Source organism: Microbulbifer aggregans (assembly GCF_001750105.1).
Lineage (GTDB): Bacteria > Pseudomonadota > Gammaproteobacteria > Pseudomonadales > Cellvibrionaceae > Microbulbifer > Microbulbifer aggregans.
This window is the reverse complement of sequence record NZ_CP014143.1, coordinates 1,009,042-1,030,440: the sequence shown is the minus strand read 5'-3', so window position 1 is coordinate 1,030,440 and position 21,399 is coordinate 1,009,042. Positions and strand designations below refer to the sequence as shown.

Here is a 21,399-nt window from a genome sequence, read left to right as displayed (position 1 = left end):
ATCCACAGCGCCCTACCGCACTTACCCCCCCGCACAAGCAGGGGTTATAGGCAACCTAACAGGGCTTGTAAGCCATTGTTTTAAATAGTTTTTTTTAACTTACCCAGCGATCTGGCCGCCCCTAATAAAAACAACTAATACAAACACTCTTTCATACATAAGATATGTATAAGTTAATTAGTAAGGTCTTAGACGAAGGATTAACTTGAAAGGCCAAAGCTCCCCGTCGGGTGTTCCTCCACTCCCTCTTCCACTCCCATCACAATCACTCACCCGGGACCCTATAGTTGGCGGCATGAGGCTCGCACATCGAGTGACGAACAGTATTTGCTGCTCAGTGGGCACTGACTATAAAATGTGCGCCCCTTTTTTGACCCTGTGGCGGTAGCGATGGACTTCCCCAAGCAATATGACGTGATCGTGATCGGCGGCGGCCATGCCGGAACCGAGGCGTCCCTTGCCGCTGCGCGCATGGGGGCTTCGACGCTCCTGCTGACTCACAACATCGAGACCTTGGGGCAGATGTCGTGCAACCCGGCAATCGGCGGAATCGGTAAAAGCCACCTGGTGAAGGAAGTGGACGCCCTGGGCGGCGCCATGGCCGAGGCAACGGATCTGGGTGGGATCCAGTTTCGCGTTCTCAATGCCCGCAAAGGCCCGGCGGTCCGGGCGACACGCGCCCAGGCAGACCGGGCACTCTACCGAAGTGCGATCCGCTCGATTCTCGAGCGACAGCAGAACCTGGAGATCTTCCAGCAGGCCGCCGACGATTTGATCGTTGAAGGGGAGCGTGTGGTGGGCGTAGTGACCAATGCCGGCATCCGCTTCCGTGGGAAAACTGTGGTGATTACCGCCGGAACCTTCCTCGGCGGCCGCATCCATATCGGGCTCGATAGCCATTCAGGCGGTCGCGCCGGCGACCCCCCTTCGATTGCGCTGGCGGAGCGTCTGCGCGAATTACCCTTTCGTGTAGAGCGCCTGAAGACCGGTACACCGCCGCGTATCGACGCCCGCTCGGTCGACTTTTCCGAGCTGGAAGAGCAATGGGGCGATACGCCAACACCGGTGATGTCATACCTGGGCAGCCGCGAGCAGCATCCCCGACAGGTCTGCTGCTGGATTACCCATACCAACAACCGCACCCACGAGATCATCCAGGGCGGCCTCGACCGCTCCCCTATGTACTCCGGGGTGATCGAGGGGGTCGGTCCGCGCTACTGCCCCTCGATCGAGGACAAGGTCCACCGGTTCGCCGATAAGGACAGCCATCAGATCTTCGTCGAGCCCGAGGGGCTGACCACCAATGAGCTCTACCCGAACGGGATTTCCACCAGCCTGCCCTTCGACGTGCAGGTGGCCCTGGTGCACTCCATCCGTGGCTTCGAAAACGCCCACATCACCCGCCCGGGCTACGCCATCGAATACGATTTCTTCGATCCGCGGGATCTGCTGCCCTCACTGGAGACCAAGTTCATTCAGGGACTCTACTTCGCCGGGCAGATCAACGGCACCACCGGCTACGAGGAAGCTGCGGCCCAGGGGTTGCTGGCGGGCGCCAATGCCGCGCTGCGCGCCCAGGAGCGCGACGCCTGGTCTCCGCGCCGCGATCAGGCCTATCTGGGGGTTCTGGTGGACGACCTGATCACCACTGGCACCAAAGAGCCCTACCGCATGTTCACCAGCCGCGCCGAATACCGGCTGCTGCTGCGTGAGGATAACGCTGATCTGCGCCTGACCGAGCAAGGCCGCGAATTAGGGCTTGTAAGCGATGAGCGCTGGCACGCTTTCACTGAAAAGCGCGAGGCGATCGAGCGCGAGCGCCAGCGCCTGCAGGAAACCTGGATACACCCGAATACCCCTCAGGCGGCCGCGGCCGAGTCCAAGTTGCCCCAGCCGCTTGCGCGTGAGTACAACCTGATGGATCTGCTGCGCCGACCGGAGCTGCGCTACAGCGACGTGGCCCCCCTGAAAGGCGAGCCTGTGTCCGACGAGCGTGTTGCCGAGCAGGTGGAGATCTCCGCCAAGTACGCCGGCTATATCGACCGTCAGCGCGATGAGATCGAGCGCCTGCGGGCCTATGAGGACACACCGATTCCCGCCGATTTTGACTACAGCGAGGTGTCAGGGCTCTCCAGTGAAGTAAAACAAAAGCTGGGAGATACCCGTCCGGATACCCTGGCCCGGGCCTCCAGGGTCCCCGGTGTGACACCGGCTGCGGTTTCCCTGCTGCTGATCCAACTGAAAAAGCGCGGTCTTCTGACGCGAAAGAAAGCGGTTTAGGAGAGGCACGTTTTGTCACAGATGGAATCCTTCCGCCCGCGCCTGGTGGATGCCGCTGCGCAGATGTCGGTTGAACTGACTGATGAGCAGCAGACCCTGCTGCTGGAATACCTGGCCCTGTTTGCGCGCTGGAATGCCGCCTACAACTTATCCGCGGTGCGCGATCCGGCGGACATGCTGGAGCGTCATATCATCGACAGTCTTAGCGTGGTCAATCTCTGTGGTAACGACTCCGCACCGCTGATCGATGTCGGTAGTGGCGGTGGCCTGCCGGGGATTCCCCTGGCGATCGTTCATCCACAGCGCCCGATAACCCTGCTGGATAGCAACGGCAAAAAAACCCGCTTCCTGTTCCAGGTGGCCGCCCAGTTACCGTTGCCCAACGTGACCGTCATGAACGAGCGCCTGGAGTCTTTTCAGCCGGCGGAACCCTTTGCAGCGGTGACATCGAGAGCGTTTGCCACTATCGCTGACATGGTGGCTGGTAGTGAGCACTTGCTAGCCCCGGGTGGTAGGTTTTACGCTATGAAGGGCAAGTTTCCACAAGATGAGTTGAGCGCACTTCCAAAAGGGATTAAGGTCGATCGGGTGCATACCCTTTCGGTACCGGGTTGCGATGCGGATCGCCACCTAATCGTTTTGAGCCGCGCCGCAGAAAGCGACGGCCTGGCGTAAATCCCGCGAACGACGATTCCTGTTTCCAAGACCTGCGCACTCCCCTCGGGACACCTGCGCCCGATATGACGCCGCGTGCAGCGGTGGCTCGATGGCAGCCGGGGAGAGCGCCTTCGGGACAACAAAGGATAAAAACCTTGAGCAAGATATTCGCAGTGGCCAATCAGAAAGGCGGGGTGGGCAAAACCACCACCTGCGTCAATCTGGCCGCTTCTCTGGTAGCCAACAAGCGCCGGGTTCTGCTGGTCGACCTCGACCCCCAGGGCAACGCGACCATGGGCAGTGGCGTCAACAAAGGTGAGCTGCAGCTGTCTGTGTACGACGTACTGGCTGATAGCCTGCCGGCGCGCAAAGCGATTGTCCCCACTGACAGCGGCTACGATCTGCTGCCGGCCAATGGCGACCTGTCTGCCGCAGAGGTGGAGTTGCTCGACATGGAAGGCCGCGAATCCCGCTTGCGCCGTGCCCTGCGTGAGGAGCACGACAACTATGACTACATCGTCGTCGACTGCCCGCCCTCTCTGAATATGCTCACGGTGAATGCGCTCTGCGCTGCCAGCGGCGTCTTGATTCCGATGCAGTGTGAATACTACGCGCTGGAGGGGCTGTCCGCCCTGATCGATACGATTACCCAGATTCAGCGCGCTGCAAACCCGGAGCTCAAGATCGAGGGTATCCTGCGCACCATGTATGACCCGCGCAACAGCCTGACCAGCGATGTATCGGAGCAGCTGTCCGAATATTTCGGTGAGCGGCTCTATCGCACCTGTATTCCCCGCAACGTGCGCCTTGCCGAGGCCCCCAGCTACGGCAAGCCGGCACTGGAGTACGACCGCCATTCCAAGGGTGCCATCGCCTATCTGGCCCTCGCCGGTGAAATGACCCGGCGCCATGGTGCTGGACGCGGTGCCAGTCAGGCGGCCCCCGTCGCGCAAGCCGTTTAATCGAGGTAAACAATATGGCCAGCCGACGCAAAGGTTTGGGCAGGAATCTATCCCATCTGATCAGTGGTGAGGCGAGCCAGGCGATTGCCATGGCTACCGGTGACAGCAGTGAAAGCGTGGACGGCGAACTGCGCGAACTGCCGATCGAATATCTGCAGCGCGGCCGCTACCAGCCGCGCCGTGACTTTCCCCAGGAATCCCTGCAGGAGCTGGCGGATTCCATCCGCGCCCAGGGCATCATGCAGCCTATCGTGGTGCGGCCTGCGGGCGAGAAGTTCGAGATTATTGCCGGTGAGCGCCGCTGGCGAGCCGCCCAGCTGGCCGAGCTGGACCGGGTGCCAGCCCTGGTACGCGACGTTCCGGATGAGGCCGCCGTGGCCATGGCGCTCATCGAAAACATCCAGCGCGAGGACCTCAATCCGGTTGAGGAAGCCACCGCTCTCAAGCGCCTGCAGGACGAATTCGAGCTGACCCAGCAGCAGGTGGCCGAGGCCGTGGGCAAGTCCCGCACCGCCGTTACCAATCTGCTGCGACTCTTGAGTCTCACCGATGAGGTCCGCACCTTCCTTGAGCGGGGTGACCTGGAGCTTGGTCACGCCAAGGCCCTGCTCGGCCTCGGCGGTGAAACCCAGCGGGCCGCAGCCCGCCAGGTGGTGGACCGGGGACTGACCGTACGCCAGACCGAGGCGCTGGTCCGCCGCCTGCAGCAGCAGGCCCACAGCCCTGCCCCGGCGAAGCCCAAGGAGGATCCCAATATCCGCCGCCTGAGCGAGCGTTTGTCGGAGAAGGTCGGTGTTCCTGTGAGCATCGACTGCAATGACAAGGGCGCCGGCCGCCTGGTGCTGAAATACAGCAGCCTGGACGAACTGCAGGGCATTCTCGGGCACCTGGGCTACAGCGAAGACTGAGCGCCATCGCACTGAGTGTCACCGCGCGCCAAACTGGTGCATCAACAGGTGTTGGTGAGTGCTCACAAAGCTCGGATTCGGCTGGCAAAAACCGCCGAAATTTAAACAACTTGACGGCATTTGCCGGTTGAACCGGCAATGCGGTTGCTCCTATAATTCGCTCGCCCAAAATTTGGGCGGACAGCGCTAATATTGGCCGGCTTGACCCCGCCTATGTCTAAACCCCCGGTGTTGAAAATTGCCGCGGTACAGCTCCTGCTGGTATCGCTGGTCAGTGCAACCTGGCACTTTGTTGGCAACCCGGTGACGGCGCTGTCGATATTTCTTGGCGGCGCCCTGTGTGCGTTGCCAAACGCATATTTTGCGCTGCGTGCTTTCCGCCACAGTGGAGCACGCGCAGCCCCCCGGGTAGTGGAATCCTTCTACCGGGCGGAGACCGGTAAATTCGTGCTCACCCTGGTCGGGTTCGCAGCTGTCTTTGCCGCAATCAGGCCGCTCAATGCGGCCGCACTGTTTATCAGTTACAGCCTCTGTGTGATCGTGCAGTGGCTGTTGGTGGCGCGCTTAGTGCGCTGACCCCGACGACAGAATTCTTACTTTGACGATTGCTGAGGAACTATGGCAGGCGAAGCTCAAACCGCGACGGAGTATATCCAACACCACCTGCAGAACATGGCGTACGGCAAATTGCCGGCGGGTTACACCCGTTACGACGGTACCGTTCTGCAGGAGAGCACCTGGACTCTGGCGCATTCATCCCAGGAAGCAGCCGATATGGGCTTCTGGGCGATCCATATCGACACCATCGGTTGGTCCGTGGTGCTCGGTATGCTGTTCTGTTTCCTGTTTGCCCGCGGCGCCAAAAAGGCCACCAGTGGTGTGCCGAATGGCCTGCAGAGCTTCGTGGAAATGGTGACCGAGTTTGTTGACAAGCTTGTGAAGGAAACCTTCCCGCACCGCAACAGCATGGTGGCGCCCATGGCGTTGACCATCTTCGTGTGGGTGTTCCTGATGAACCTGATGGACCTGATCCCGGTCGACTGGCTGCCGATGGCTGCGGCCGGAATCTCCGGTAACCCGCACCTGTTCTTCAAGGTGGTACCGACCACCGACCTGAACGCCACACTGGGCATGGCTCTGGCTGTGTTTGCCCTGATGCTGATCTTCAGCGTCAAGGAAAAGGGTCCGATCGGCTTCCTCAAGGAGCTGACGCTGCACCCCTTCCATTCCGGCAAGTGGTACATCGATATTTTCCTGATTCCGTTTAACTTCCTGCTGGAGGCGGTATCCCTGCTGGCGAAGCCGGTTTCTCTCGGTCTGCGTCTGTTCGGTAACCTCTACGCCGGGGAAATGATTTTCATCCTGATCGCCATCGTGTTTGGCGTCGGTGTTCTCGGCTTTATTGGTGCCGGCTTCCTGCAGATGGGCTGGGCGATCTTCCACATCCTGGTGATTACCCTGCAGGCGTTCGTGTTCATGGTGCTGACTACCGTGTACATGGCCATGGCCCATGACCGGGAAGATGAGCACAAGAACGACCACTAATTTTTCGACAGTTACGTTTCACTAACCTTTCAATCAACTCTTAACTTTTAATTGGAGAATACAATGGAAGCACTTGGTCTGGTTTACATCGCGAGCGCACTGCTGATCGGTCTGGGCGCACTGGGTACTGCGATCGGTTTCGGTACTCTGGGTGGCAAACTGCTGGAAGGTTCTGCGCGTCAGCCGGAACAGGCTCCGGCTCTGCAGGGCAAAATGTTCCTGATGGCGGGTCTGCTCGACGCCGTTCCGATGATCGGTGTTGGTATCGCCATGTACCTGATCTTCGCAGTTGCTCCTGGTCTGGCTGGTTAATTCCATCGTTCCAATTGCCCTTAACCCTTTTTAAAGAGCAAGAGGTGTCGGTGTGAATATCAACCTGACTCTAATCGGCCAGTCGATTACCTTTCTGGCCTTCGTGTGGTTCTGCTGGAAGTTCGTTTGGCCGCCCCTGCTGGGCGTGATGAAAGAGCGCGAGCAGAAGATCGCCACTGGTCTCGAAGAGGCGGAGCGTGCAGGCAAGGACCTGGAGCTGGCACAGCGCAAAGCCGCTGATCAGCTTAAGGAAGCCAAAGAGCAAGCAGCGGAAATCATCGACGGTGCCAACAAACGCGCCAACCAGATTGTCGATGAGGCCAAGCAAGCTGCGCTCGCTGAAGGCGACCGCCTGAAGGCCGCCGCCAAGGCTGAGATCGAACAGGAAGTGAACCGTGCCAAGGAGCAACTGCGCAGCCGCGTAGCTGAGCTGTCCGTGGCCGGTGCTGAGAAAATCCTGTCGATCAATATCGATGCCAAGGCCCACGACGATCTGATCGATAAACTGGCAGCCGAGCTGTAAGCGAGGAACCCCAATGGCGGAACTCAGCACACTGGCCCGGCCCTACGCCAAAGCAGCCTTTGCCTATGCGCAGCAAGCCTCCGACCTCTCCGGTTGGAGCGCTGCGCTGGCTACTGCAGCCGCGGTCAGCCAGAGCGAGAAAGTGAGTGAGTTGCTGGAAAACCCGCAGCTCACCAGCGAAGAGCGCGCAGACAAATTCCTGTCCATCTGTTCAGATGACCTCAGTGAATCCGGTAAGAACTTTATCCGGTTGCTGGCGGAAAACCACCGCCTGCCGCTGTTGCCGGAAATTTCCGCGCTGTTCGAAGAACTGAAAGCAAAAGCGGAGTCCACGATCGACGTGGAAGTCGTGTCCGCACGAGCCCTCAGCGATGCCCAGGCGGCAGAGCTGACCAAGTCGCTCGGCAAGAAATTCGGACGCGAAGTACACCTGCACAGCTCGGTAGACGAAAGCCTGCTGGGTGGCGCCATCGTGCGCGCCGGTGACACAGTGATCGATGGCACGGTGCGCGGCCGACTGGCCAAACTCGCCGAGGCGATGAACTCCTAATTACTTTCCTAAGCATTTAGGAACTTGAGGAACAGAGCATGCAGCAACTGAATCCCTCTGAGATCAGTGAAATTATCAAGAGCCGCATCGAGAATCTCGATGTGAGCACTCAGGCCCAGAACGAGGGCACTATTGTTTCCGTATCCGACGGTATCATCCGCATTCACGGTCTGGCTGATGCCATGTACGGTGAGATGATCGAGTTCGAAGGCGGCGTCTACGGTATGGCGCTGAACCTGGAACGCGACTCCGTTGGTGCGATCGTACTGGGTGACTATAAAGATCTGGCCGAAGGCCAGAAGTGTCGCTGCACCGGCCGCATTCTGGAGACCCCGGTGGGTCCTGAACTGCTGGGCCGCGTTGTAGATGCGCTGGGTAACCCGATCGATGGCAAAGGTCCGCTGAACACCAAGCTGACCGACGCGGTAGAAAAAGTAGCCCCCGGCGTAATTGCCCGTCAATCCGTAGATCAGCCGGTACAGACTGGTCTGAAAGCGGTTGATACCATGATCCCGATTGGCCGTGGCCAGCGTGAGCTGATCATCGGCGACCGCCAGATCGGTAAGACTGCGGTTGCGATCGATGCGATCATCAACCAGAAAGGCACCGGTATTAAGTGTGTCTACGTTGCCATCGGCCAGAAGCAGTCCTCCATTGCCAATGTGGTGCGCAAGCTGGAAGAGCACGGTGCGATGGATCACACCATCGTGGTTGCTGCCGGCGCCGCTGACCCGGCTGCCATGCAGTTCCTGGCTCCGTACGTTGGTTGCACCATGGGTGAGTACTTCCGCGACCGCGGTGAAGACGCCCTGATTATTTACGATGACCTCACCAAGCAGGCCTGGGCCTACCGCCAGATCTCCCTGCTGCTGAAGCGCCCGCCGGGCCGTGAAGCCTACCCGGGTGACGTTTTCTACCTGCACTCCCGCCTGCTGGAGCGCGCCGCGCGTGTAAACGCCGATTACGTAGAGAAGTTCACCAACGGTGAAGTGAAAGGTAAAACCGGTTCCCTGACCGCACTGCCGATCATCGAAACCCAGGCTGGTGACGTTTCCGCGTTCGTACCGACCAACGTGATCTCTATTACCGACGGTCAGATCTTCCTGGAAACCGACCTGTTCAACGCCGGTGTCCGTCCGGCCATCAACCCGGGTATCTCTGTATCCCGAGTGGGTGGTTCCGCCCAGACCAAGGTGATCAAGAAGCTGTCTGGTGGTATCCGTACCGCGCTGGCCCAGTACCGTGAACTGGCGGCATTCTCCCAGTTTGCCTCTGACCTGGACGAAGCCACCAAGGCCCAGCTGGACCACGGTGAGCGCGTTACCGAGCTGATGAAGCAGAAGCAGTACTCTCCGCTGTCCATCGCGGAAATGGCTGTTTCCGTTTACGCCGCCGACAAGGGTTACCTGAACGACGTAGAAGTAAACAAGGTGCTCGACTTCGAATCCGCCCTGCTCGCTTACATGAACAGCGAACACGCAGAGCTGATGGAGAAGGTTAACAGCACCGGCGCTTACAACGACGAAATCGATGCAGCCTTCAAGGGCGCTATCGAGAAGTTCAAGGCTACCGGTAGCTGGTAATTCCACCTTCCGCCCTCCCCTTTCAGGCGAGGGCGGGGGATAGGGAAGAAACGAGCAAAAAGGTAAAACACTATGGCAGGCGGAAAAGAAGTACGCACAAAAATTGCCAGCATCAAGAGCACGCAGAAAATTACCTCCGCGATGGAAATGGTCGCGGCGAGTAAGATGCGTAAAGCTCAGGATCGCATGGCACTGGGGCGTCCTTACGCCCAGCGCATACGCCAGGTGATCGGCCACGTCGCCAACGCCTCGGCCGAGTACCAGCATATCTACCTGCAGGAGCGCGAAGCCAAGCGGGTCGGCTTTATCCTGGTATCGACTGACCGTGGTCTCTGTGGTGGCCTGAACATCAATATGTTCAAGGCAGCGATTCGCGAGATGCAGGCCTGGTCCGACAAGGGTGTCGATGTTGAGGTCTGCGCAGTCGGTAACAAGGCTGCCGGTTTCTTCAGCAGTATCGGCGCCAAGGTGGTTGCGGCCCTGCGCGATGTCGGTGACGCACCCCAGGCCAACAAGCTGATTGGTTCGGTCAAGGTCATGATGGATCGTTTCGCCGAGGGCGAGATCGACCGTCTGTTCCTCGTGTCCAACGAATTCGTCAACACCATGTCCCAGAAGCCGCGGGTCGAGCAGTTGCTGCCCCTGCCGAGGGATGAAGACGAAGAGCTGAGTCACGACTGGGACTACCTCTACGAGCCCGAGCCGGTGGAGTTGCTGGATGGTCTGCTGGCTCGCTATATCGAGTCGCAGGTGTACCAGGCCGTGGTCGAGAACAAGGCCTGTGAGCAGGCCGCGCGAATGATCGCGATGAAGAGCGCCACGGATAACGCCGGCGAGCTCATCGATGCGCTGCAGCTTGTTTACAACAAGGCGCGCCAGGCAGCGATTACCCAGGAGCTGTCCGAGATTGTGGGCGGCGCCGCAGCGGTTTAAGCGGCTGAACGAATTTTGATTTGAGGATCCGGAAATGAGTAACGGGCAAATTGTGCAAGTTATCGGAGCGGTAATCGACGTGGAATTCCCGCGCGACTCCGTGCCGAAGGTATACGACGCACTCGTGGTAGAGGGCAAGGACCTCACCATGGAAGTGCAGCAGCAGCTCGGCGACGGCGTTGTACGCGCTATCGCCATGGGTTCATCCGAGGGTATCTCCCGCGGTCTGCCGGTGAAGAACACCGGTGCACCGGTTTCCGTACCGGTTGGTACCGAGACCCTGGGCCGTATCATGGACGTTCTCGGTAACCCGATCGACGAGTGTGGTCCGATCGGTGAAAAAGAACGCGCTTCCATCCACCGCGCTGCTCCCACGTATGAAGAGCAGTCCAGCTCCACCGAGCTGCTGGAGACCGGCATCAAGGTAATCGACCTGGTATGTCCGTTCGCCAAGGGCGGTAAGGTTGGCCTGTTCGGTGGTGCCGGTGTGGGCAAGACCGTAAACATGATGGAGCTGATCAACAACATCGCCACCGAGCACAGCGGTCTGTCTGTATTCGCTGGTGTTGGTGAGCGTACCCGTGAAGGTAACGACTTCTACTTTGAAATGCAGGAAGCCGGCGTTGTAAACGTCGAGAACTTCTCCGAGTCCAAGGTAGCAATGGTTTACGGTCAGATGAACGAGCCGCCCGGTAACCGTCTGCGTGTTGCCCTGACCGGCCTGACCATGGCGGAGAAATTCCGTGACGAAGGTCGTGACGTACTGCTGTTCGTCGACAACATCTACCGTTACACCCTGGCCGGTACCGAAGTATCCGCCCTGCTCGGCCGTATGCCGTCTGCGGTAGGTTACCAGCCGACTCTGGCGGAAGAGATGGGCGTTCTGCAGGAGCGTATTACCTCCACCAAGACCGGTTCCATTACCTCCATCCAGGCTGTATACGTACCGGCGGACGACCTTACCGACCCGTCTCCGGCTACTACCTTCGCGCACCTGGACTCTACCGTCGTACTGAGCCGTGACATCGCCGCCAAGGGTATCTACCCGGCTGTTGATCCGCTGGACTCCACCTCCCGTCAGCTGGATCCGCTGGTGATCGGTCAGGAACACTACGAAGTCGCCCGTGGCGTGCAGTCCGTACTGCAGCGCTATAAGGAGCTGAAGGACATCATCGCCATTCTGGGTATGGATGAACTGTCCGAGGAAGACAAGCAGATCGTGGCTCGCGCCCGTAAGATCGAGCGCTTCCTGTCCCAGCCGTTCCACGTTGCAGAAGTATTTACCGGTGCGCCGGGCAAATACGTTTCCCTGAAGGAAACCATCCGTGGCTTCCAGGGCATCCTGAATGGCGACTACGACCACCTGCCGGAGCAGGCGTTCTACATGGTCGGCACCATCGACGAAGCTGTCGAGAAAGCCAATAAGGCCAAGTAAGCGCAGAGATTCGCGGCCCTGCTTATCGGCGGGGTCCGGATTTCCTTCAGGCAATTACCAGAGAATGAGGTAGCCTTATGGCTATGACTGTACATTGCGACATTGTAAGCGCTGAGCAATCCCTCTTCTCCGGCCTGGTGGAGATGGTGATCGTGAGCGGTATCGAGGGTGAGCTGGGGATTTCCTACGGCCACGCCCAGCTACTCACCGCCCTCAAGCCCGGTCCGGTGCGCATCATCAAGCAAGGTGGTGAAGAGGAAGTGCTGTTTGTCAGCGGCGGTTACGCCGAAGTGCAGCCGAACATCGTCACCATTCTGGCGGATGTCGCCGAGCGGGAGATTGATGAAGAGGCCGCACAGAAGGCCCGTGAAGAGGCGACTCATGCCCTGCACAAGGCGCCTTCCGAGGTGGACTACGCAAGAGTGTCCGCCCAGCTGGCCGAAGCCGAAGCCCGCCTGCGCACTCTGCAGGCCATTCGCAAGGCCGCCGGCAAGTAAATGCTTCTTTCGAAGCGTCAGAAAAAGCAGCTCCGGCTGCTTTTTTTGTGTCCGTCCTGTTTTTACCATCCCCCGATTCGTGCGCTGTCCCGACCGCTCTGGGGCGGCTCTCTCAGCTGACAAACTCGCCTTTCACTCACTTTCTGCATCATTAGCGATAGGCACAGTGTCTCGCTGAAACTGTGATGCCGTCTCAATTTTGCAGTATTCCTACCCTGCACAGCAGGGCCATGAGGCGAAGTCGACCGGCGTTACAGAGTGGGCTTCACCCGAAAACTGATGATCAAACGGTAAAAAATCTAAACGGAAATTGCCTCAGCACGATGCTTTTCCCCGCTTTTTCAGTGTTTTTGCTGCAGCTATCCCTAAAGGCACCATCGCGAAAAGCGACACTCAATTGGTCACTAAAAGCCAAAAAAACCCTGTTGCGCTGTTACAGACTGTTACTTCTGAGGGCATAGATTTGTGATCTATTGGGGTGGTCAAGAGTCGTGAATTGCGGTTTTTGTCGCGACATCTCATAACAATAAATCCTGTCAGGAGGTCTCCATGCCAACCGGGAAACTTTTCTCGCGCATCTCCCTACTGGCGACGCTGGCGGCAGCAGCTCTGCTCTCCGTTTCAGCGCATGCCATGAAACTCAAAAGTCAAAACCTTGAGCAGCTGGTGACTGCTTCAGAGAGCATTTTGCTGGGCCAGGTTGTCAGCGTCACTGACGGCTTCCAGAACAACGCTCCCTACACCGAAGTCACCATCCGCGTCGGCAACGATGCCAAGGGCAAGGTCAAGGAAGACACTGAATACACTTTCCGTCAGTTCGGTCTGCTGAAGCCGCGCTCCATGGGTAACGGCAAGGTTTACCTGGGCGTAACTCCGGAAGGTTTTGCCAAGTGGCACGAGGGCGAACAGGTTGTGGCCTTCATGTACAAAAAAGCCAGCATGACCGGCTTCCAGACCACTGCAGGCATGGCCCAGGGCAAGTTTGTAGTGAGCAACGACAAGGTCATGAACGCTGTCAATAACTACGGCCTGTTCGAAGGCATGGACACCTCCAATATGTCCGCTGAAGAGCAGAACATGATTACCAACCCTGGCGCGGTCAGCTCAGCGACCTTCATGGGTTACGTCGGCAAGCTGGTTGAGGAGAGCAAAAAATGAAAATGAATAAGCTCAGCATCGCGATAGGTCTTGCCCTGGCTTCTGCCGGCGCACAGGCGGGTGGCCCCCTGTACATCCACGAGCCGACCATGCAGCCGTATAAGTGGGATACCTCCAAAGGTGAAATCCCTGTCTACACCGATGGTGGCCCCATGACTCCCACTGCCGATGGCGGTGAAGCACCGGCGTTTACCGTCAATTACGATGGCACCGTATTCCTGAGTATCGAGCAGGCCAATGCGGTGACTGCAAAAGCAGTCGCTGAGTGGTCCAATGTCGAAACCTCCACTCTGCGCATGTCCATTCAGGGCACTATTGAAGAGCAGACTGGTATCGCAGACGTCAACGAAACCAACGTTGGCGAAATTTACGCGAAAGAAAACGGCTACGGTTTCTGGGTCAATTACGACACCGATGGACAGATCCTGGAGCAGTATTTCGGTGTGCCGAAAAACCAGGTACTGGGTATCGCTTTCCCGGAGTGGGCGGACGAGGAAACAGGTGAAATCCTTGAAGCCACGGCCCTGATGAACGGCTGGTTCGTCGACATCAACGATACTGAGGGCGAAATGGTCGCCGGCGTGTTCACCCACGAATTCGGCCACGCCATGAACATGTCCCACTCGCAGGCCAACGGCCACTTCAGTTACATGGCTGCGGCGTACCGTCCCTACTACGACGGTGTACCGGGCTGTGATACTGCCAATGTCTACAAGGGCTTCCCCAAGCCGGCAGCAGACACCATCGAGACCATGTTCCCATACATCAATGTACGCGGCGAGCAGGGCCGCCAGCAGGCGAGCATCAGTGTGCGGGATGATATCGTGAATATCTCCGACCTGTATCCGACCGAGGCCTACAAGACTCAGTACGGTTCCATTACCGGCAAGCTGTACCTGAAAGACGGTGTCAGCGAATATTCCGGCATCAACATGGTCGCCCGCAACATCGACAATCCGATGTATGACGTGATCACCCAGCAGTCTGGTAACCAGACTCAGGGCCTGGTCGGCCCGGATGGCACTTTCACCATCAACGGCCTGCAGCCGGGTGCGCGCTATGTTCTGTACACCGACACCATCAAGGCCGGTGGCTACCCGACAGCGCCGACTTCCATCGTTTCCGAGTCCGAGTACTGGAACGCTGGCGAGAGCACAAACCCCGCCGAGGATCGCGCCTGTAGCTTCACGCCGATTACCGTGCAGGCTGGCGAGACCAAGCGCACGGACATGTACTTCAACGGCTACGAGGATGGCATCCAGTACACGCCGCTGGTGCAGGCGTTCGTCACCGACCTGGCCAAGAATGGCAAGAAAGCCTTCGGTACCGTGGGTAACGGTATTCCGTTCATTTACGACGCCGTGCAGAAATCTTACTCCCTGCACCCCAATGTCGACCTCCGTACCAACGGCGGCAAGATGAACAAGAACGCCACCAAGGCCGTGACCACTGCCGACCTCGACGGCAATGGCATCCGCGAGCCCGTCATGTGGGATCTCGCCAGCAATCAGCTGAAGCCCATGCAGGACCTGAATGGCAACAGCTGTGGCGGCTCTGGTTCCCTTGGCACTCAGGCCGCATCTGTCTGGGACATGGACGACACCGGTGAGGTGATGGTCGGCCTGGGCTACAAGGATGTCGATGGCGATGGCAACTGCCAGAGAAACGGCGGTGGCGAAATGGTGCCGGTCAAGTGGGATAAGCACGGTAACATCGAAGAGCTTCCCTATGATATTCCCGGCTATGTACAGTGGGTTCGCGCGGACCGCGTTTCCGGTAACGGCGAGGTCATCACTGGCTCCAACACCTACAAGCAGGTGGCGTGGGTCGATGGTGAATTCCGTGACCTGTACAGCGAGTTCGGGGCTAAAAATGCCACTGCCATGACTCGCGATGGCAGCATGGTTGCGCTGGATACGGACACCGGGGTGCAGCTCTGGAATACCAAAACTGATGAGCTTGAAAGTATCGGTGGTCTGACCTGGTGTGAAGACATGGACTACAACCATTTCTTCCTCGGCAACCTGTGCACCAACCCGCGTTACGGCGCTGAGTTCGTGCAGAACTACTTCGGCCCGATTCAGGTGATGCCGATCGATATGAATGAAGATGGCAGCGTGATCGTCGGTCGCGCCGGCTCCTTCTTCACCGGCTTTATCGGCGCGGTTTACCTGGAAGGTATCGGCTGGATCAATACCCGTGACTTCTTCAACAAGCAGGGTGTGGTCGAGGCCTCGCAGTTCCCGGTGGACAACCCGCTGGCCCTGAGTGGTGACGGTTCGGAAATGATGGGCAACCTGGCTGGCGCCACCATCACTTTCGATATCGACATGGACACTGCCTTTGTCTGTAAGGATGGGCAGGATCGCGAAGTCAGCTTCCCGAAACAGCTGATCGCGGAAGTCCAGGGCGGTGCAGAGTTTGGTCGCTGTGCGCACCTGAACGACTGATCCCCGTCCCGAGCGACGAAAAAGCCCGCCAACCGGCGGGCTTTTTTATTGTCTGGTGGGCGCCGCAGTTGAGGAAACTTATCCCTGCCGTAGTGCCCGATTTGATCCATCCAAACTTGATCTAAGCTCTCTGAGGGCTTGGTCGTACCAACCGGCTCTGCACCCCCCTTCATACAGAGAGTCAAATGGAAGAGACGGCGCCCGAGCACAGCAAGCCGAAGAGTGACCGCCAGATCCTGCAGGAGCAGATGGAGGCGAGTCAGCATGAATACCAGCGTAACAGCCTTTCGCTGGCCCTATCCTCAACGGCTGCAGGGTTGGAGATTGGCTTCAGTTTTTTTCTGATGGCCGTGCTGTTTACCCAGTTCCATCAGGAGGTCACCACTTCTCTTCTGCATCTGATACTCGCTTTGAGTTATCCGGTCGGCTTTATCCTCGTCATTATCGGCAGGAGTGATCTCTTCACCGAACATACGACACTGGCGATCCTGCCCGTACTCGATGGCAAGCAGAGCCCCCTGAGTCTGATGCGGGTATGGGGGTTGATCTACGGCGGGAATATGCTCGGCGCCCTGATTTTCAGCCTGATCTTTATCCGTTTTGCCTTGCTCAGTGATAATGTCGACAGTCTCGCCTTCGACTACTACAGCGACAAGATGATGGTGGATGGCGGCAGCGGTCTCTTTCTGGGCGCAGTATTTGCCGGTTGGTTGATGGGGCTGCTTGGATGGGTGGTGGCTTCCTCCACCGATACCATCGGCCGCATTGTGGTGATCAGTCTGATCACGTTCGTTATCGGCCTGGGAGGCCTGGCGCACTGTATTGCCGGTGCGGTGGCGGCGTTCAGCGCCTGGCTGGGGACGGATAATGGACTGACCGGGATGGACGTGCTGCGATTCCAGTTGATCGCCACCGCTGGTAATACCATCGGCGGCGCGGTGTTTGTGGGAATGCTCAAGTACGGCTACATCAGCAACGACTGACCGTGGACACCGGATCACAGGTAGGAGGCATCGGTGGTAAAAACCACATCGAACTCCCGCTCTTGAACATAGTCCCGCATCCGTTCCGTCAGGTTTTCGCGCCACTCATCCGCCAGCGCAATCGGGCACTGGTCCTCCCCCTCCTTCAGCAGGATCCGTGCATGCAGGTAGGTAGATCGTCCCGCCTTGCTGATACTGAGTGACCAGTCCTGAGCCGGGATATCCCGCATGGCCTTCGTGAAGGCCTGGTGAATCAATAGCTGGTGCTCCGCTGAAGGTGCTGCCAGCAGCACCTCCATCAGGTTCTGGTAGAGGATTCTGAACGGAACCGGCAGCATCAACACCACCATGCCGATCACCAGCCAGGCATCCAGGTAGGGCAGGAAACCGCCGAGTTTTTCACCGAAATGCCAGGCGGATGCAAATGCGCATAGCACGACGGCACTCAGTACCGTGTCAATCATCCAGGTAAAGGCATCTACCTGGATCAGGCTCGACTCGGTGACTTTGCCGATTCTGCGCAGGTAGAGGTAAATCACCAGGCAACCGAGTGACGCGACCGCGGCATAAATAGTGGCGATGCCGGTGTCCAGCTCCCGCCCGCCCCGAAACAGGGAAAACACCGCGGAAGAGAGTGCCATTAACATCACGCCGAGGGAGACCAGACTCTGCAGCACATTGAAGGCCGGTTCGAAACTGGCATACCCGAACGGAAAGCGAGGGTCAGCCTTTCGCTGAATCAGCCGCGAAACCCGCAGCATCACCAGGGACATAAGGAAATTTACCAGCGAAAAGACACCATCCAGGAAGATCGCTGCCGATCCAGACAGGTGGGCGAATACAAAAGCCAGCGCGGCCATAAACAGGCAGCCGGTGATCGAAAGCCACAACCCGCGGTTCTCTAGCTTTTCCATGCCTGTGTTCGCTCGATGTCATTGGCACTGAAATTTGTCCCAACAGCATAGCTGCCGTGGTTCTGTGGATAATACCCGTGTCGCCTCCAACAGAGCGCGGTAATTTTTTACCAGCTGAAAAAAGAAAACCCGCAGCCGGGGCCGCGGGTTTTCATTTCAGGCTACCGATCGTTTGAGATCAGTGTACCCAGTGATGGCGCTCCATCTTTTCCTGGATGGCTTCAGCCGTGGGCGTCGGCATGGCGCTGATCGGCAGGCGCTCGTGGAAGAAGGCCAGCCGGTCCTCGCTGTCCAGCTCGTTCATGGTACTGGCGTCAAAGATGCGGCCGTTGATCACCGTATAGGCAATGTTTTCAGACTGACGCAGATCCTCGAGCGGATTGCCGTCCACCACGATCAGGTCGGCCAGTTTGCCCGGCTCGATACTGCCAAGGTCACCGTCCATGCCCAGATAGCGGGCGCCGTCGATGGTGCCGGCACGGAACGCCTCCCAGGGAGTGAAACCGCCCTGCCCCATCATCCACAACTCCCAATGCGCACCTAGGCCCTCGCGCTGGCCGTGGGCACCGATGTGCACGGTAACGCCCTTGTCGCGCAGCTGCTTGGCGTGGCGCGCCACATTGAAGTGGTTGTAGTGGCTGTCCGGGGCTGTCGGCCGGCGGATACTGCGCGGATTGACGATAAAGTCCGGAGTAAAGGTAGTCAGGCGCTCGTTTTTCCACACCTCGGTGCGGTCATACCAGTAGTACTCACCGGAGAGGCCTCCGTAGGCGACCACGAAGGTCGGCGTGTAACCTACCTGCGTCTGGCCCCACAGTTGCTCCACGTCGGTGTAGACGTTGGCGATGGGCAGGGAGTGCTCTACACCGGTGTGGCCGTCGACGATCATGTTCATGTTGTGCTGGAACTTACCGCCGCCCTCGGGCACGACCATGATGCCCTGCTCGCGGGCTGCCTGCAGTACCTGCTGGCGCTGCTCGCGACGGGGCTGGTTGTAGCTTTTCACCGAGATTGCGCCCATCTCTTTCAGTCGGCCCACATGGAACTGGGCATCTTCCAGAGAGTTGATCTTGGCTTTGTAACCGGGACCCTTGGCGCCATAAAGGATGGTGCCGGTGGAGAAGATGCGCGGGCCGGTGATCAGGCCGGCTTTCTGCATCTCGGCGGCGGAGAAGATCTCGCTGCTGTCGTTGGACGGGTCGTGAATGGTGGTAACCCCGAATGCCAGGCTGGAGAACAGATTCCAGTTCTGCTGCGGGATAATCTCTTCGCGGCCCTGGGCACCGTGGGCGTGGGCATCGATCAGGCCCGGCAACACCGTCTTGCCGCTGACATCGATACGCTTGGCACCCAGCGGGATCTCCACTTCATTGGCCGGGCCCACCGCGACGATGCGGTTGCCGCGGAACAGCACCACGCCGTTGTCGATGACTTCCCGGGACTGCTCGGCGTCACGCATGGTGACCACCTTGCCGCCAGTGAGCGCAACCAGGCGATCGTGGTTTTCGTGCTTTTGGACGAAGCTCAGGTCCACGCCCTCGGCCACCGGCTCCGGCAAGGCTTCTGGCGCGCCGGCGACAAAGTCGAAGGCATTCCTCAGCTGCTGCTCGTACAGCTTCGGGCCATGAGACCAGCCCAGGGTGCGGCTGTCGGCAGACCAGTGCAGGTGCTCGCCGGCACGGGCGGAAACCTGTTTGACTGCCACTGCCTTGGCATTGGGGCCAATGGATTCGGACTTGCCAGTGTGCATGAACGGCGCCACATAGGCCTTGAAGTCCTGAGTGAAGGCCACCCAGCGGCCATCCGGGGACAGGCGGAAGGAGGTAATCTCGGCACCGTGCAGGTGCTCGCGCTCATCCTTGCCGTTGGCATCGACACTCTTCAGCACCCGCTTGCCGCCGCCGTCGTAGACAAACTCGGAGAAGTAGATCCGCTCGTCATCGGCGCCGAAATGGGGCTCGTAGCCAGCCTTGGCAATTCGCCGCTGCCAGTCGCCATCGGCATCGGCCAGGTAGATACCGGGTTCCAGCGAGTACTCCGGGCTGAGCAGATAACCGCCGGTAAAGCGGCGGTAAGCGACGGTTTCACCGCTGGGGGAGAAGCTCGGTTCCACGTACAGGCCCGGCTGACTGGTGATGTTCTCGCCGCGACCGCTGCGGGCGGACACAACGCGCACGTGGCCCAGCTTTTCGTCATCCCAAGTCACGTAAGTGATCTGTCGGCCATCGCGGGACCAGCTGGGATAGAACTCGAAGTGGTCGTCCTGGCGGGTCAGGCGACGGCGTTCACCGCTCTCCACATCCTGGATATAGATCCTGCCCAGGGCCTGGAAAGCGATCTGCCGACCATCCGGGGACTTCTGTGCCCAGCGGATCATCTTGACCTGGAACTCCTCCGGGGCGACGTCGACAGGGAAGCGCACCGCGTCCGCCACCTGCTTCTCGACCTGGATGTGAGCGGCGATTTCCTCGCTACCGCTGCCATCGGCGGCGATACGCTGGAACTTGCCCTTTGACCAGACGATCAGGGATTCCCCGTCGGGCATCCAGTCGTACTGCACGTAGTTGCCGTGGGAACCGAAGGTCTCCTGCAGATCCCGCTCCAATTCGCTGTATACCGGGGTTTCCAGGCCGGTTTCCAGATCCTTCAGGAACAGGGAGGTTTTGTTGTCCTGGCGGCGAATAAACGCCAGCTGGTTGCCATCCGGTGACGGCATCGGCGCGATGGCGCCGCCGGGACCGGAGACGAAAGTCTCTTCCTTGCCGTCCTGCAGATCGTAGCGGTTAATGGCAAAGATCTGCTGGGTGGAATTCTTGTTGTATTCCCACACCGTGCCCGGGGTGGTATCGATTGAGTAATAAATGTAGCGACCGTCCGGGGAGAACACCGGATCGGCGATATTCTTCTGCGCGATCTCACCGCCCAGGCGCTCCTTCAGCTGGCGGCCCTCGCCGCCACCGTAGTGGTACATCCAGATTTCACCGGCGGGAATACTGCGCCCGGACATAAAGCCCTTGCGCGCAACCAGGTGCTGGCCATCAGGGCTCCAGCTGGGAGAGTGCACCAGGTTTTCCTTCTCGGTGGTCAGCTGGCGCAGTTTGTCGCCGTTGCGATCCATGACCCAGATGTTGTCGGCGCCGTCGCGATCGCTGATAAAGACGATGGATTGGCCATCCGGGCTGAAGCGCGGCTGCATGTTCCAGGCGAGCTCGTTGGTCAGGGCCTTCGCCTTGCCGCCGCTTACGGGCACCTGATAGATGTCACCGAGCATGTCGAACAGGATGGTCCTGCCATCCGGGCTGACGTCCAGGTTGCTCCAGGTGGTCTCGCGGGTATCCAGCGCAATCGGCTTGAATTCATAGGGGGGCTGGTTCACGTCCCAGCTTTCGGCCTGGCCGGCGCTCTCTTTCTCTTTAACAGCTTCGGTGGCACCGGTATTCGCCCCGGTGCCAAGCGGCAGCAGCAGCGCTGCCGCCGTAAAACCGAGCAGCTGCTGGCGCAGTGGTTTCTGCTTGATCGTTGTCATTTATTAGTCCTTTCGCCACGCCTTTTGGGCGAGCGATCTGCTGATAGTCATCAGGGAAACAAGGCGGGTTGCCTCAACCCGGTTAAACTACCGGCAACGGACCGTGGCGGCAAACGAATCTCGGCGAACTCCGTCAGACCGGGGTGACCCGGGAGCGGGGTTGAGCCAATCCGGCTCAGCCGC

At 58.9% G+C, this 21,399-nt stretch carries 18 protein-coding genes; 16 read left to right on the top strand and 2 right to left on the bottom strand.

Going from position 1 to position 21,399, the window contains the following annotated elements; all coding sequences use genetic code 11:
• Positions 1-390 precede the first annotated feature (390 nt).
• The 16 genes from mnmG (at position 391) to AUP74_RS04370 (ending at position 16,776) form a co-directional block, all read left to right on the top strand.
• Complete coding sequence (gene mnmG, locus AUP74_RS04445; protein ID WP_069948706.1) at positions 391-2,280, top strand: tRNA uridine-5-carboxymethylaminomethyl(34) synthesis enzyme MnmG; 1,890 nt, start codon at positions 391-393, stop codon at positions 2,278-2,280.
• A 21-nt stretch (positions 2,281-2,301) separates the two neighbouring features.
• Positions 2,302-2,955, top strand: a complete 654-nt coding sequence (rsmG, locus tag AUP74_RS04440; protein WP_069946513.1) for a 16S rRNA (guanine(527)-N(7))-methyltransferase RsmG — start codon at positions 2,302-2,304, stop codon at positions 2,953-2,955.
• A 137-nt stretch (positions 2,956-3,092) separates the two neighbouring features.
• A complete protein-coding gene (locus AUP74_RS04435) occupies positions 3,093-3,899 on the top strand; it encodes a ParA family protein (RefSeq protein ID WP_069946512.1) in 807 nt (268 codons plus the stop codon).
• Between the two features lie 14 nt (positions 3,900-3,913).
• Entirely contained in the window at positions 3,914-4,807 is an 894-nt protein-coding gene (locus AUP74_RS04430; protein ID WP_069946511.1) for a ParB/RepB/Spo0J family partition protein, read from the top strand.
• Positions 4,808-5,020: 213 nt separating this feature from the next.
• Complete coding sequence (locus tag AUP74_RS04425) at positions 5,021-5,383, top strand: ATP synthase subunit I (protein ID WP_069946510.1); 363 nt, start codon at positions 5,021-5,023, stop codon at positions 5,381-5,383.
• A 42-nt stretch (positions 5,384-5,425) separates the two neighbouring features.
• A complete protein-coding gene (gene atpB, locus AUP74_RS04420; protein ID WP_069946509.1) occupies positions 5,426-6,352 on the top strand; it encodes a F0F1 ATP synthase subunit A in 927 nt (308 codons plus the stop codon).
• Positions 6,353-6,415: 63 nt separating this feature from the next.
• On the top strand, positions 6,416-6,664 hold the full coding sequence (gene atpE, locus AUP74_RS04415; protein WP_067084854.1) for a F0F1 ATP synthase subunit C: 249 nt from the start codon (positions 6,416-6,418) through the stop codon (positions 6,662-6,664).
• A gap of 52 nt (positions 6,665-6,716) precedes the next feature.
• A complete protein-coding gene (locus AUP74_RS04410; RefSeq protein ID WP_069946508.1) occupies positions 6,717-7,187 on the top strand; it encodes a F0F1 ATP synthase subunit B in 471 nt (156 codons plus the stop codon).
• Between the two features lie 13 nt (positions 7,188-7,200).
• Positions 7,201-7,737: a F0F1 ATP synthase subunit delta gene (locus AUP74_RS04405; protein WP_069946507.1), complete on the top strand. Its 537-nt coding sequence runs from the start codon at positions 7,201-7,203 to the stop codon at positions 7,735-7,737.
• A gap of 38 nt (positions 7,738-7,775) precedes the next feature.
• Positions 7,776-9,320 carry a F0F1 ATP synthase subunit alpha gene (gene atpA / locus AUP74_RS04400; protein WP_069946506.1) on the top strand — a complete coding sequence of 515 codons (1,545 nt, stop codon included), beginning with the start codon at positions 7,776-7,778 and terminating at the stop codon, positions 9,318-9,320.
• 72 nt (positions 9,321-9,392) lie between these two features.
• Complete coding sequence (gene atpG, locus AUP74_RS04395; protein ID WP_069946505.1) at positions 9,393-10,253, top strand: F0F1 ATP synthase subunit gamma; 861 nt, start codon at positions 9,393-9,395, stop codon at positions 10,251-10,253.
• 34 nt (positions 10,254-10,287) lie between these two features.
• The gene (gene atpD / locus AUP74_RS04390; protein WP_069946504.1) at positions 10,288-11,688 is read left to right on the top strand and encodes a F0F1 ATP synthase subunit beta; all 1,401 of its coding nucleotides are present in this window, start codon (positions 10,288-10,290) and stop codon (positions 11,686-11,688) included.
• Positions 11,689-11,765: 77 nt separating this feature from the next.
• Entirely contained in the window at positions 11,766-12,185 is a 420-nt protein-coding gene (locus tag AUP74_RS04385; RefSeq protein ID WP_069946503.1) for a F0F1 ATP synthase subunit epsilon, read from the top strand.
• Positions 12,186-12,734: 549 nt separating this feature from the next.
• Entirely contained in the window at positions 12,735-13,343 is a 609-nt protein-coding gene (locus AUP74_RS04380) for a hypothetical protein (RefSeq protein WP_069946502.1), read from the top strand.
• Positions 13,340-15,793: a zinc metalloprotease gene (locus AUP74_RS04375; protein WP_069946501.1), complete on the top strand. Its 2,454-nt coding sequence runs from the start codon at positions 13,340-13,342 to the stop codon at positions 15,791-15,793. The genes AUP74_RS04380 and AUP74_RS04375 overlap by 4 nt, the downstream gene beginning before the upstream one ends.
• A gap of 185 nt (positions 15,794-15,978) precedes the next feature.
• Positions 15,979-16,776, top strand: coding sequence for a formate/nitrite transporter family protein (locus AUP74_RS04370; RefSeq protein ID WP_069946500.1), 798 nt, complete (start codon positions 15,979-15,981; stop codon positions 16,774-16,776).
• Positions 16,777-16,790: 14 nt separating this feature from the next.
• Here AUP74_RS04370 and AUP74_RS04365 read toward each other — a convergent pair whose 3' ends face one another.
• Positions 16,791-17,690, bottom strand: coding sequence for a cation diffusion facilitator family transporter (locus AUP74_RS04365; protein WP_069946499.1), 900 nt, complete (start codon positions 17,688-17,690; stop codon positions 16,791-16,793).
• 178 nt (positions 17,691-17,868) lie between these two features.
• Positions 17,869-21,216 carry an amidohydrolase family protein gene (locus AUP74_RS04360; protein ID WP_069946498.1) on the bottom strand — a complete coding sequence of 1,116 codons (3,348 nt, stop codon included), beginning with the start codon at positions 21,214-21,216 and terminating at the stop codon, positions 17,869-17,871.
• Positions 21,217-21,399: the final 183 nt, after the last annotated feature.